Origin of the sequence: Mucilaginibacter sp. OK268 (assembly GCF_900103125.1) — a bacterium.
In the GTDB taxonomy this organism is placed as follows: Bacteria; Bacteroidota; Bacteroidia; order Sphingobacteriales; family Sphingobacteriaceae; genus Mucilaginibacter.
The window spans coordinates 214,943-228,868 of the sequence record NZ_FNJV01000007.1 but is presented as its reverse complement, the minus strand read 5'-3'; the positions used below and the strand labels follow the sequence as shown (position 1 = coordinate 228,868).

Annotated in this window: 9 protein-coding genes; 1 reads left to right on the top strand and 8 read right to left on the bottom strand. The window is 41.3% G+C overall.

What is annotated here, in order from left to right; genetic code table 11:
* Positions 1-6 precede the first annotated feature (6 nt).
* Positions 7-882, bottom strand: coding sequence for a DUF58 domain-containing protein (locus tag BLR84_RS21085; RefSeq protein WP_255367003.1), 876 nt, complete (start codon positions 880-882; stop codon positions 7-9).
* Positions 883-974: 92 nt separating this feature from the next.
* A complete protein-coding gene (locus BLR84_RS21080; protein WP_090472094.1) occupies positions 975-1,970 on the bottom strand; it encodes an AAA family ATPase in 996 nt (331 codons plus the stop codon).
* A 160-nt stretch (positions 1,971-2,130) separates the two neighbouring features.
* Between BLR84_RS21080 and BLR84_RS21075 the strand changes: the two genes are divergently transcribed.
* Complete coding sequence (locus tag BLR84_RS21075; protein WP_090472092.1) at positions 2,131-2,757, top strand: DUF4159 domain-containing protein; 627 nt, start codon at positions 2,131-2,133, stop codon at positions 2,755-2,757.
* Positions 2,758-3,069: 312 nt separating this feature from the next.
* Here the strand turns inward: BLR84_RS21075 and BLR84_RS21070 are convergent, their stop codons facing one another.
* The 6 genes from BLR84_RS21070 to phnA all read right to left on the bottom strand — a co-directional run bounded on the left by BLR84_RS21070 (position 3,070) and on the right by phnA (position 13,766).
* Positions 3,070-4,572: a RagB/SusD family nutrient uptake outer membrane protein gene (locus BLR84_RS21070; RefSeq protein ID WP_090472090.1), complete on the bottom strand. Its 1,503-nt coding sequence runs from the start codon at positions 4,570-4,572 to the stop codon at positions 3,070-3,072.
* A gap of 12 nt (positions 4,573-4,584) precedes the next feature.
* Positions 4,585-7,713 carry a SusC/RagA family TonB-linked outer membrane protein gene (locus BLR84_RS21065; protein WP_090472088.1) on the bottom strand — a complete coding sequence of 1,043 codons (3,129 nt, stop codon included), beginning with the start codon at positions 7,711-7,713 and terminating at the stop codon, positions 4,585-4,587.
* A gap of 818 nt (positions 7,714-8,531) precedes the next feature.
* Positions 8,532-9,821 carry a DUF5690 family protein gene (locus tag BLR84_RS21060; RefSeq protein WP_090472086.1) on the bottom strand — a complete coding sequence of 430 codons (1,290 nt, stop codon included), beginning with the start codon at positions 9,819-9,821 and terminating at the stop codon, positions 8,532-8,534.
* A 26-nt stretch (positions 9,822-9,847) separates the two neighbouring features.
* Complete coding sequence (locus tag BLR84_RS21055; RefSeq protein ID WP_090472084.1) at positions 9,848-11,008, bottom strand: TIGR03364 family FAD-dependent oxidoreductase; 1,161 nt, start codon at positions 11,006-11,008, stop codon at positions 9,848-9,850.
* An 8-nt stretch (positions 11,009-11,016) separates the two neighbouring features.
* Positions 11,017-12,465 (bottom strand): phosphonoacetaldehyde dehydrogenase, encoded by a 1,449-nt coding sequence (gene phnY / locus BLR84_RS21050; RefSeq protein ID WP_090472082.1) that lies wholly within the window; start codon positions 12,463-12,465, stop codon positions 11,017-11,019.
* Between the two features lie 59 nt (positions 12,466-12,524).
* Positions 12,525-13,766: a phosphonoacetate hydrolase gene (phnA, locus tag BLR84_RS21045; protein ID WP_090472080.1), complete on the bottom strand. Its 1,242-nt coding sequence runs from the start codon at positions 13,764-13,766 to the stop codon at positions 12,525-12,527.
* Positions 13,767-13,926: the final 160 nt, after the last annotated feature.

Genomic DNA, 13,926 nt, shown 5'->3' with positions numbered 1-13,926 from the left:
ACGGGGTTAAAACTTCGTTTTATTTCTTTGTACCAAAAAATCGCGCAGCGCGTCATCCAATGGTTGTGATGTATTGATCAATCGATAAAAAATATGCTTTCCCAATAACTCCATCCGCACCTTATCTAGGTGGTCTTTTAATCGGCTCTGATAGGCAGTTGCCTCTCTCCCATTTACATCAATAGTTTCGCCTGTCTCCAAATCCTTAAGTGTGGTATAGGCGCCAAAATCAAAGTCGATCTCATTTTTACCCATTAAATGAAACAAGATCACCTCATGTTTCAGGGCTGATAAAGAATCAAGCAATTTACTGATCTCCCCATCCACCTGGTACATATCTGTAATAAAGATCAAAAGTTCTTTACGTCCCGATCCGGCAAACAGTTCTTTATAATGAACCGGTTGCGTAAAAGTTCCCATGGGCTTTATCTGCTCCAAGTGAAAATATAACCGTTGCAAATGTTGAGGGTCGGGCTTGGAGGCCAGCGAAAATAAACCACCATCCTGAAAAACATATAGTCCTACCGAATCGCCCTGAAGATTAGCCAGAAAGGCCAGTGATGCGACCATAAAACGGGCATAATCTATTTTTTTAATACCGTGATCATCGTGCGCCATAGAAGCGCTGGCATCAATTAAAAACCTCACGGAAATACTGGTTTCGATCTCTGATTCGCGAATATAATACCTGTCCGACCGGGCAAACATTCGCCAGTCGAGCCAGCGCAGATCATCACCCGGCTGATAGCTACGATACTGACTGAATTCAAGTCCCGGCCCCTTTACTTTACTTTTATTAAAACCATTCATAAAGCCGTCAATTACCGTTTTGGCAAGTAATGGCAAATCTTTAATGGTCATTAATACTTTAGGATCAAGCATGTTTTTATTTCGGATTTGGGAATTGAGATCTCGGATTTATTTTATCTGCGACTTTAAAAAAACCACAGCAAATCCCTTAACCTGGTTAATCATCAGATAGTTTTTGGCCTATCTATAGTTCTTATGAGTTCGGCAGTAACCTTATCTGATGTTATTCCTTCGGCCTCGGCTTTAAAGTTCATCAGTATCCGATGCCTTAAAACTGATGGAGCCATGGCGTGTATATCTTCCATTATTACCGCATAGCGGCCTTTTAATAAGGCCCGTGCTTTAGCAGTTAATATTAAAGCTTGCCCGGCCCGCGGTCCGGCTCCCCAGCGTACCCATTCTTTAACATAAGCAACCTGGCTTGTATCTGGCCGTGTTGCCCGTATCATCAGGCTAACATATTTTATCAGGTCATCATTGATATTTACCTGCCTCACCAAAGCCTGCGCCTGCTGTATATCCGCGGCGTTGATAACCGCATTAATATCGGCTTTTTGAGTGCCGGTGGTACGGTTTAATACCTCAAACTCCTCCTGTTCTGTTGGGTAGCCCATTTTTATCAGCAGCAAAAAGCGGTCAAGCTGAGCTTCGGGTAAAGGATAAGTACCGGCCTGTTCTATAGGGTTTTGGGTGGCCAGTATAAAAAAGGGCTTATCCAGGGGATAAGTTTGCCCGCCATAAGTCACCTCAAACTCCTGCATAGCCTCCAGCAATGCCGATTGTGTTTTGGGCGGCGTACGGTTAATTTCGTCGGCCAGTATAATATTGGCAAACAAGGGCCCTTTGTTAAACTTAAAAAAACGTTTACCGGTAGCATGATCCTCTTCCAGTATTTCGGTGCCTATGATGTCAGTAGGCATCAGATCGGGGGTAAACTGTATGCGCCTGAATGATAAATGCAAAGCCTGCGACATGGTTTTAACAATAAGCGTTTTGGCCAGTCCCGGCACACCTTCCAGTAAACAATGACCGCCAGCCAAAAATGCCACCAGCAATTCGTCCAATATGGCATCCTGGCCAACAATTACTTTTTGTATCTCGTTTTTTAGTTGGGGCAGTTTTGCCAGTAATGCTTTTACGTTATTTTCGGTAAGTTCCAATTACTTCAATGTTTATTTACTCCCAATATATCATCCTTTTGAGTAAATACCATGTTTTTTTGTTAAAAAGCCAATAAAGTATCCGAAACTTTACAAGCGATGCAAGCAAAAGTAGTTTTTGCATAAAATATTGTGTTAATTTTAGGGTTTGAACAGAAAAATGAGTTTCAGTGGAAAGTTCACCTTTACAAGATTAAGTTATCATTCCGGCGATTGGGATACCGATCAGCGTATGCCCTCAAACCTGCTCAACTCCCTGTTGGAATACACTACTGTTCCTATCGATCCACATGAAAAGGTGATCCCTTTAAGCAGCGACGATATATTTTCGGCCCCATTTTGTTATATCAGTGGTCATAAGCTGGTTCAATTTGATGCTATGGAAAGAGCCAATTTTAAAAAATATGTAGAAAATGGTGGCTTTGTATTTGCCGATGATTGTAATCACGATATCGACGGTCTTTTTGCCAAATCATTTGAGGCGCAGATGGCGGCTCTGTTTGGCCCTACTGCGCTAAAGAAAATACCCAATAATCATAAGATCTACCACTCTTTTTTTTCGTTTGATAAGGGGCCACCTACTACCAACTTTGAATTAAACGGCTGGGGCGACGACCTTGTACACGATTACCTGAAAGCCATTGAAATTAACGGACGAATAGGTGTACTATACAGCAGTAAAGATTATGGCTGCGAATGGGATTACGATTTCAGAAACAAACGTTTTATGGCCGAAGACAATACCAAATTCGGGGTAAATATTATTATGTATGCGCTTAACTCCTGAGTGACGAGTAATAAGGACATCCCCCGCGAACAATGTCGATTGTGCGCCTATTAATTGACGTTTAGCCGACAATATTTATACAAAACTGGGTTTACATAATTTTTTTGAAAATACACTCAATTAATTGATTATCAATTATATAAATCAATATTAACCATAAATTGTGTAAACCATGTAAACCCACTTTTTTGTTAATTGAGTCAATCCAAGACTATATATCAATTCGTGATTGAACATCCGGATAAATCAAAGAAAAAAGAGGCTGATCGTGATTTTGATACAGCCTCTTTTCTATAATTACCTGTCCCTTAATTAAGGATTAGGTTGCATTAGTTTGTTCGTTTGAAGTTCCACTCCTGATATAGGCCAGATATAATTGGATGCAGTAACCGCAACAGCGGGAGAGTTTCCCTGAGCTCCGGATTTGGCAGGAAGCGCCTGGCTGGTGCGAAATAGGTCGGTAAGCCTGAAACCTTCGCCAATTAGTTCAATCCTTCGTTCTGTTAATATGGTATTTATCAGGCTCGTTTGCGAACCGATATCTGCCGGATCGAAGGTAAAGGTAGCGTCTGACCTGTGCCTTACAGCGTATAATAAAGCAGTCGCGTTTACCAGGTCGCCTGTACGTGCGTAGGCTTCTGCTGCATTCAGTAGTACCTCGCTATATCTTAGTACAGGTATATAATCTGTAAAGGGTGAAGAGGTTTTGTATTTGGATAAATAATTATATATAGTTGTTACTTTGTTTGCGTCTGTAACCGACACTTTGGTAATAAATCCTTTACGTGCGTCAGTAGAACTTGTTCCACTTAATGCAGCGTTGGCATATATACCACTTGTATTTAAATAATACTCGCCATTACCCGGATTTAAAGTAAAATAATACGCCAACTGATTTTGAGTGCCCGGCGCATCGCTGGTAGTGAACGGTAAAAACAACAAGGCTTCGGCACCGGTATATGAACCGGTAAAAACCGTGGCTATACTGGCCTCCAGCTTAGTGCCCCCCGTTGGGGCCTGATATGGAGCTGTTGCACTGATAAGCTTAGTGGTTTCTGTAAGCACCTTAGCATAATTAGCCTGTGCTAAATACACTCTAGCTTTTAAGGCAATAGCTGTATTTTTAAAGGCTCTGAAAGCGCCATTGGCCTGGGTTGCACTAAGCTTGCTTTCCGCATCATCCAGGTCTTTTAATATTTGGGTATATACCTGTGCCACGGTGCTGCGGGCCAGGTCATTTTTCCCTGCCCCTGTCAGGTCGGTTTCTGCCAGCAAGCGCAGCGGTAAACCCGGACTTGCGCCATTATCAAAAACATATGGTTTCGCATAGGTTTGAACCAAAGCAAAATAAGAAAGCGCTCTTAAAAACTCCGCCTCTCCAATATATTGATTGGCTGTAGTAGCATCAACTTTAGATAGATTTGCATTGAGGCCTGCTAAAAAAACGTTAACCCTGTTAATAGCAGCATAAGCCGCGCTCCAAAGGTTCACAACCTCATTGGTATTGGAGTTCACATTCTGGCTCCAGGTATCTAAACCGGTAACCCCATTAGGCTTATTTATTATAAACTCCTCGCCACGTATCTCATTATAGATCACATACCGCCCCCCATAAAACTGCCCATTTTTAACCCCGGCATATAAACCATTAACCTGGCTTAAAATCCGGGCAGGGGTGTCAAATGTTTTTGAGTCGATAATACTGGTGGTTGGTGTCGGCGTTAATAGATCCTTTTTGCAGGAGCTACCCAGCAACACGGTCAATGCCAGCACTGCTGCATTGAGGATGTATTTATATTTTTTTATAGTTATCATGGTTATCAAAATTTAAAATCCAACATTTAATCCGAAAGTAAATATCCTGCTTGAGGGCACGGTATTACGGTCAATACCCGGTGCCAGGTTGGAGTTACCGTTGGAGGAAACTTCCGGATCAGACCCTTTATAACCTGTAACTACCGCCAGGTTTGTTGCCTGTACATATATCCTTGCTGATGCTATACCTGCGCGGTTAACCAGTTGTGTTGGGAATTTATAGCCCAAAGCAACGTTTTTAAGTTTAGCATAAGAGCCATTCTGCACGTTTGATGAGTTCGGTATAGCCGATCCGTTGGAGTAATTATCATTATAGACCACTTTAGGTATATCGGTTACCTGACCAGGGGTTGTCCAGCGTCTTAGTATACCCGTTTCATTGTTCCAGAATCGCTGATCTCGGAGTGTAGCCTGTGTTCCGTTATATATCTTGTTTCCGCCCGAAAAGGTGATGCCGATATTAAGGTCAAAGCTTTTGTAAGTAAAGGTGTTATTTAAACCACCATAAAAGGTTGGAATAGATCTTCCAGCAATACGGCCATCCAGTGTGCCGTCAATAGCAGGAGCCGTGGTACCATCAAGATATGTCCATTTGGATGGCGTACCAACCTGATTATACTGAACCTGCCTGCCAAAACGGTTGATAAATATACGCTGACCGTTGGCTGGATTTACGCCATCAACCGGAACAACAAAAATAGAACCCAGTGTGTAACCTACCCTGGTAACGCTTGCGGTTTCCAATCCGGATGTTACACCATAAATATCTGAATTGCCTTGCGCAAGCGCCGTAACTTTGTTGCTGAGTGTGCTGATGTTAAAATTGGTGGTCCAACTAAAATTGTGTTTAATAATATTTCTTGATGTGATATTAAACTCCACACCACGATTATACATCGAACCCACGTTAGCAGCAATAGTATTGCCTGGAATACCTCTTGAAGGAGACTGTGGCGCATTCAGGATCAGATTGTTGATGCTATTGTTATAGTAATCAATCTCGGCCTGTATACGTCCTTTAAATAAACTGAAACTAATACCTACATCTGTTTTTTTACTGGTTTCCCATTTCAGATCGGAGTTACCAGCCTGGTTAAAATAAACCGTTCCTGCACTGCCGTACAAACCCGAGTTATATAAGGATAACGACGCAAAGTCACCTACACCTACGTTACCTACTACACCGTAACTACCTTTCAATTTAAGGTCTTCAAAAATATGCCCCAGGCGTGAATCTTTGAAAAATCTCTCTTCGGCTATATTCCATCCGATAGAACCGCCGCCAAAATTACCATACTTGTTATTGGCTGATAATCCGGAGAATCCATCTCGCCTGAAAGTTCCGTTTAACAGATACTTTTTATCAAAATCATAATTCGCCGTTCCGAAGAAAGATCTGAATCCATTTTCGGACTGAAAATTTCCGGTCGTGGCATCGCTTACTACATTCAGGAAGTTTCCCTGGAAATTATTAAAGTAGGAATCAGCAAGGTTTGTCCGCTGGGTACCGGTACCAAGGTTCGTTGTATGATATTCTTCATAACCACCGGTCGCGCTAATATGGCTTTTACCCAAACTCGCTTCATAGTTTAAACTGTTTGTCCAATCTCTCCGGTTATACTCCTGGAATGTATTTGAAGCAAATCCGTTTGAACTTTGCCCGTCACCAGCAATAGGGTTCTGAAATGTAGTATTGGCTATATTAAGCTTATTGATATTGTATTGGGTTTTGAACTTTAGGCCGGTTACCAACTGCCATTCGGCATATATATCACCAATTACGTTGGTATTACTTGAAGTATACTTATCCAGATCAAGTAAAACAAGTGCATTGGGATAATTATTGGCAATAGTATTAGCGCCCAGCCCTAGTGATCCGGTGCTGGTTATATTATAAGAGCCATCAGGATTGCGGGGGGCCACATTGGGGTTTAATACGAGGGGTAAGCGGGCCAATCCACCCGTATTATAAGCCTGCCCCGGTAATGAGCCGCTGTTCGGCCCTTTGCCTAAAGAATTACTATAGCTAAAATTAGTTCCTATAGTAATGTCCTTTGACAAATGATGATCCAGGTTTGCTCTGAAAATTTTCCGCTCAAAGGTGTTTGTTTTAATAAAGCTTTCTTGATTACTGTAACCACTGGATACAAAATAGGAGGTTTTTTCAGTGGCACCAGAAACATTCAGGTTATGATTGTGCGATATGCCTGTTTGGTAAACAACTTTAAACCAATCTGTATTGATTTCATTGCCGTCAGCGTCTTTTTGAATAGCGAAACCCGGCGCCAGACCTGCATTTGCGCGGGCCTCGTTCTTCAATTGTACATATTGATCGGCATTAAGTAATTTAGGCAGGTTAAACGCCTTATTAATACCAACCCAACCATCATAATTAACCTGGGTTTTGCCCAACTTTCCTCTTTTGGTTGTGATGACCACAACGCCATTTGCAGCTCTTGAACCATAGATGGCTGTAGCTGACGCATCTTTCAATATATCCACCCGTTCAATATCATTTGGATTAATATCACCCAGCGGATTACTTGAAGCACTGTTTGCGTTTGTATTTGTACTGGTAAAAACAGGTACACCATCAATAATAATCAAAGGATATGAGCTTAAAGATATAGAGTTGAAACCCCTGATCCTGAATACCGGCGGGTTATTCAATACACCATTAGGCGTTATAACATTTACACCCGCCGCTTGCCCCGCCAATGCCTGGTCAAAGCTTTGAACCGGTTTATTACCAATCTGGGCTGCACCTACTGATACTGCAGAACCCGTATAATCTTTTTTACTTATTTTGGTATAACCAGATATCACAACTTCTGAAAGCTGGCTGGCGGTTGCAGTTAAAGCGACAGTAACTTTATTTGACGTTACGGTAACCGTTTGCGATGCATATCCTATGAAATTGAACGTTAAACTTTGTTTCCCGGCGGGTACGTTAATGCTAAAATTACCGTTGCCATCTGTTTGAGTGCCGATTGCAGTGCCTTTAATTGAAACCGAGACGCCTGGTAAAGATGAGCCATCGCCTGCATCTGTAACATGGCCTGTAATTTTATGGGTTTGTGCGTATGCCTGAGTGCACACCAATACAATAGCCCATACTAAGTATAGTATTTTTTTATTCATTGTTCAATTGTCGTTAATAGTTAATAATTAATTGGTTCGGGATTTGAAACAATGCTGATCTGATCAGATTTGAATCTTAAGGATGATTTATTTCATGGGCAATGATTTATTTACAGGATTTATGATATGATAAGTGAGTAAAAAGATTTTAAAAAGAATATTTACGGGATTCGACAAGGCCAAAACAGCAATGAGAAGCGATACAATAGAGTATTCGACTGTTATAAACAGCAGGAAATGGCAATTGATGTGGCAGATAAGGCATCATGGAGCTAAATATAATTAATGAATATTGATTATATCAAACAATAGAGACATATAATTGAAAATATCACATAAAAATTGATTTTTATTTGACATTACCATCAAAAAATGACTTTTATTTTTAATATTTCTTATAATTATTAGAAAATCATTAGAAATAAATAAAAATTAGTTTAAATATTGACCAGAATATATCTCTTACAGGAATTAAAATTCTTTTATCGGGAGTTGAAGCTACATATTATAAACATGTTGAGTCTACCCATCGTTTTTTCGGGATAAATAGGATAAAGAACAGGTGATTGACAAATATATAATTAATTCTATTATATCTATAGATTATATAGATTATTATCAAAAATTAATACAATTGCCATTTGCAGCACCTGGCCTTTTGACTCCACAGATTTAGATATTAAATAAGAAAAGGGTTATTTATACACAATAAGTATCACCATAGAAGGTTAGCGTACAGAAACATTCATAACTAACACAGTTCCGGTTTCATCTCATATATCTTCTCAGTATGAAAAAATTAAAAATGTTGCGATAAATCAAATACTCTTGGTAACCAGACCTTTGATACCGAGCTTTCGGTTAAAGAATATCGCAACAAGCACCAATAGTATAATACATATAATGGTAAGCAGATAGCTAAATTGCATAAGGACTTTAACCCAGCTTAAATTCTTCATGAAAAATTCTTTGTAAAGCAATAAGCCAACGCTACCCAAATAGCCAACAGAATCACATATATAAACAAAGAACCCGGCATTAGCTTTTACTTTAAATAGAGCGATCATCCGTTCAAACAAAACTACCTGAATTGGCGTATAGGCTAAAAACATGCCCATACCTACCAGGAGCATCCACCAGAAAGGACTTAATATATGCAGGTGAAAAAGCAAGGTACTCCCCCCACTCAACAATAAACCCAGGGCTATCAAATATTGCGTCCCCCAGAAACCTTTGATATTGTTACGGGTGAATGAAAGACAGCCGATAGCTATCAATACAATAACTCCGGAAATGGCTTCGGTTATAGAAAACACAGCCTTGTCCCAGTGAGGATCTATTTCATTCCATATCTCTACTGAGAAATTATCCCTAAAATCCCGCATGGTGGTTAATATGGTATATACCAATCCAATACCTATTATCCCTATTCCGTACTCTTTTAAAACACTGCGCTTATCATCTCTGGTCATGGCTGCACGTTCAACCCGCAGTAGCTTATCGGTTTCGGTAGGATCAGGTATTACCGATAGCATCCATACGAAAGTTAGAAATAAGGGCATAAAAATAAGACCGATAACACCGGGCATCCAAAACTCAGGAACGGAAGGCAACCATCCGTGAATCATAAAGTAAACCGTTTTTAAAATACCTGATGATACAATAAGGCTAATACTTAATCCCATAGCCAGCATTTCGGTAAAGCGACGGCCTTCGAGGTAACTAAAAACAATTCCCCATACCATACCGAGCGGTAAACCATTCAGGAATAAAAAAAAGAAGTTATAAGGATATGGAACAAGGCCAAATAAAATGAGGGCGATCTCGGCAAAAACAATGAGTTTAATAATAAGTTTTACCCTGCCCGAGGCTTTAAGCTCTGAAATAACCTTAATACCGATGAATTTTGACACCATGTAACCCAACACCTGGGCAATAATCAAAATAGCCTTATAATCCATACCCCAAAGTACCAGGCCTACGTATGTACCGCTGGTAAATGGCTTTCGGAAGGCATACATACAGAAATAAGTACCAAAAGCCGCCAGCACACACCAACATATGAAGAAAATCTTTGATTGGGTAAGCAGTCTATTTATTTGCTTCATATGATAGCGATAAAACCGGCTAATGATCAGTTATATATTCCGTGTATGCTGGCTTCGGCATAACCTCCGGCACAGGTCATTCCTTTACCGCCGATGGCCGTACGAATATGTATACGGCTTTCTACATCCAGTTCCACTACGTGCTTACTGTTATGCTGCGGATAAACACCGGCCCATGTTGATGCTATTTTGCTTACATCAAAACCCACAATATTTTGAGCCTCTTTCAACATCAATTGGTTTATATGGTTATTGATGTCGAAACTCAGATCGTCGGAGTGATTTACATCTGCATACTCGTGCGAATCGCCAATAATGATCGATCCATCTACAGCTTTTTTGAATAGGATGTGTACACCCCATTTTTTTAATTCGGCATAATGTTCGGGTGTTGTCAATTTGGCAAATGAAGGACATTCCTGAAATGATTCGTACCTGCGGATAGAAAGTCCGGTTAATATATTCCCTTCTAACTGCACCTCCGGCATCGGAACCGTTCGCATCATTTGTAATTTACACAAGATGATACCGCTATTTTTAAAATGATCGGCAAAGAGCAATTTGTATTCACCACCATTACATATGACAACCTTATCAGCGGTAAATTTTTGTTTAGTCGAAGTTGTCACTTCCACGTGATCGCCGATAACTTCACAGTCAACAACAGCCGTAGCTGGTTTATAGGTGAGCTGCGGATATTTCGCTATCGCATATTTAATCAGGCGATAGATGAGCTTATCCGGTTCCACACTTAATTCCTGCGGAAAGAATATCCCCCCCTTACAATACTGACCATTCAGAGCCGGCCATTTAGCCAGACAATCTTTTGCCGACAGTAACTCTGCCTGATAGCCAAAGGTATCCATCCGCTCTTTTAATTCGTGTGCCAGTTGCAATTCTTCCGGATCAGAGGCCAGGTAAACACTACCATTATTACGCACGCTGATATCAAATTCCTGCTGGATCTCTTTATACAACTCTGCCGTTCTGATGGCGTAAGGAAGCCAGTCTGATGACATGCCTGAGGTTACTACCTGACCAAAATTTCTGACCGTTGCGCTTATCGGATACTGATCTTTTTCGGTCAGTAGTACTTTTTTGCCTAAACGCGCGGCATGCAGGGCGTGAAATGTACCCAGTATACCGGAGCCAATTACAATTAAATCGTATGTTGATGAATTATTCATAATGATTTTTACCAGGGCATTGAAAATGTTTTTACAGTAGTGAAGCACTTGATCGCTTCTATCACGCCTTCTTTTATCCCAAGGCCGGAATCTTTGATACCTCCGAAAGGCGAACTCTCTATACGATAACCGGGGACTTCGTTAATATTGACCGTACCAACTTTTAACTCCTTCACAAAGCGGATAGCATGATCCATATTAGTAGTAACCACACCAGATGATAAACCAAATGCGGTAGAGTTTGATAAAGAGATCGCATCATCAATATCTGTAAAAGTAAGAATGGGTGCCAAAGGTCCAAAAGACTCCTGAACAACCATTTGCGCATCCCGCGGAACGTCCACAATCACGGTAGGCTGTAATAAGGCGCCTGTACGCTTCCCTCCCAATAAAACTCTGGCACCACGGGCAACCGCTTTGTCGACCACGCTTTCCAGGTATATTGCCGATTGTTCGTCAATTACCGTCCCTACTTTGGTTTCAGGATCAGCAGGATCACCACAAGTATATTCTTTTGCTTTTTCAACAAAGCGTTCGGTAAATTCTTTGGCTATATTTTCCTGCACCAGGATACGCTTTACAGCGGTACAACGTTGACCTGAGTTCCGGAAAGAACCTTCCGCGGCCAATGTAACAGCCAGCTCAAGGTCGGCATCTTCCAATACGATCAAAGGATCGTTACCCCCCAGTTCCAGGATCACTTTTTTATATCCTACAGTTTGCGCGATCTTCTTCCCTACAGCTACACTGCCTGTAAACGACACCAGGTCAACCCGTGGGTCCTGAACCAATGCTTCGGCAACATCTTTGGTAGCTCCCAGCAGCACACTCAACATATAATGCGGTAAGCCAGCCTCATACAATAACTCCACGAAACGAATAGCCGTTAACGGTGTTTTTTCTGAGGGTTTTAGTATAACCGGGGTTCCAGCGGCAAGTGCAGGAGCAATTTTATGGGCTACCTGATTTAATGGGTGGTTAAAGGGAGTAATAGCAACCGCCAGTTTTAGGGGCTCACGCAGTGTAAATATCTTCCGCTGTTTACCGTTTGGAGATATATCGCAGGAAAACACCTGCCCGTCATCTTTTAAACATTCTATTGAGGCAAACAATAATACGTCGTGAGCACGACCAATCTCGTATCGGGCTTCGGTAATACATAAACCCGACTCGGCAGTGATCAGTTGTGCAAATTCCTCTTTTCGCTCCAACAACATCATCCTGGTTTTATCCAGAACACTATATCTTTCGTAACGGGTTAATACCTTGCCGCCTTTCAAGGCTATATCAATGGCAGCCTGGGTATCATTTACCCCTGCCATTTCCACCGTACCTACAAGCTTTCCGTTATACGGATTATTAACCGCTAATGTCTTCCCCGATAATACCGGTTCACCCGCTATGAGCGAGGCCAATTTTAACGTATTTTCAGTAGTTAACAACGTTTCTTCTTTCATCGTACTCTTAAAAGTTCATGCACATGTTACTGCGCCTATTCCTATTTTTGCACCGCAAATTAATGAGTGCCATTAACTGCAAAATCAAACACATCAAAATTGCGTGGATCACCCTGTGCCTTCATCTTGTACACACTATTTAATGGGTGCGAAACTACCAAAGGCACCATTTCCTCGTACCTGCCGCCATGTGAACGCAGAGTTCCATCCAGTGCTTTCAGATCATGATCAGCAGCCGTTTTTCCAACCACAACATCGCGGGCCGATAATACAAACAGATCACCTGTGCGGTCGGCCGGTTGCTCCAGGATACGGCAGCCGGTTTCTTTATCATACACTTCGGTAATTCCCGACTGTTGAGCCAGCCAATTTTTCACCTCATTGATATTCGAATTATTTTCCACGTGCACAGCTACATAGGAACCTAACGCGCCGTGATGCTTTACATAAGGATCAGTTATCGGGCAAATAACCCGGAAACCTGCACCAAACTTTTCGGTAAGCATTGTTTCAATAAATAATACGTTTGGCGAACCGTCAGCCTTTACTTTGGCATTCATACCGTGATCTGCTGTTGCCCCAATGATGGCTCCCAGCTCAAGCATTTTACCCAATTCAATATCCTGAGCTTCATAGAAAGCAAGAGACTCTTCTGTATCAGGAGCATAAGTATGCTGCATATAGTCTGTTAACGACAGGTATAGAAAATCGGCCATACCCTGTTCTATCAGCGCAACACCTGCACGCAAAACAAAAAGACTGGCTTCGGCGCTATAAATCACAGGTGTTTTATGTCCGATAACTTTTTCTGCATTTTCAATACCATGTGTTTCCAGTTTTGCCTGGTCTGCTTTTTCAGCAGAAAAAGCAATACCGTTTAATTTATAGGAAAGAATATCCCGTAATTTTTCCTTAGCAGTTACCACGGCTACTTTACGCCCTGCATTTGCTGCCGCGGCCAGCAAAGTATCGGCCCGGAGGTATTCTGATGAGTTCATCATCACCTCTTGATCCTTTTGGACGTCATAAAAAAAGTTACCACAGATACCATGCACTGCCGGGCTAACCCCGGTTACAATAGATGAATTATTGACGTTGGTAAAAGATGGCAAAGCTCCCCGCACCATTCCACGATAGCCTTGTAATGCCATTTTTTTAAGATTAGGCATGCGATCATGGGCCATAGTGGCATCCAGATATTCATCGGCCGAGCCATCCATGCAGATAACTACAATAGGTTTTGCAGGAGGCGTATATGTTTTACCGTTGGCCGAGAAAGACGTTGTTGAGATGGTATTCATTATGTATTTTTTATAATATCAGATTTTAATTTATCAATTGAATGGTAAAAAAGGGCCGTAACCGCTACGGCCCTAAACAAACACATTAATCAACTTTACCAGTATTTTTAAAACCACTGTCGGCGTTAAATTTTGTTTATAATTATTGTTTAGTATTGAT

Bases quoted from the DNA above. Each gene is read 5' to 3' on its own strand.
- BLR84_RS21085 (WP_255367003.1), bottom strand. From the start codon at position 882: ATGCTTGATCCTAAAGTATTAATGACCATTAAAGATTTGCCATTACTT.
- BLR84_RS21075 (WP_090472092.1), top strand. From the start codon at position 2,131: ATGAGTTTCAGTGGAAAGTTCACCTTTACAAGATTAAGTTATCATTCC.
- BLR84_RS21070 (WP_090472090.1), bottom strand. From the start codon at position 4,572: ATGATAACTATAAAAAAATATAAATACATCCTCAATGCAGCAGTGCTG.
- BLR84_RS21065 (WP_090472088.1), bottom strand. From the start codon at position 7,713: ATGAATAAAAAAATACTATACTTAGTATGGGCTATTGTATTGGTGTGC.
- BLR84_RS21060 (WP_090472086.1), bottom strand. From the start codon at position 9,821: ATGAAGCAAATAAATAGACTGCTTACCCAATCAAAGATTTTCTTCATA.
- BLR84_RS21055 (WP_090472084.1), bottom strand. From the start codon at position 11,008: ATGAATAATTCATCAACATACGATTTAATTGTAATTGGCTCCGGTATA.
- phnY (WP_090472082.1), bottom strand. From the start codon at position 12,465: ATGAAAGAAGAAACGTTGTTAACTACTGAAAATACGTTAAAATTGGCC.
- phnA (WP_090472080.1), bottom strand. From the start codon at position 13,766: ATGAATACCATCTCAACAACGTCTTTCTCGGCCAACGGTAAAACATAT.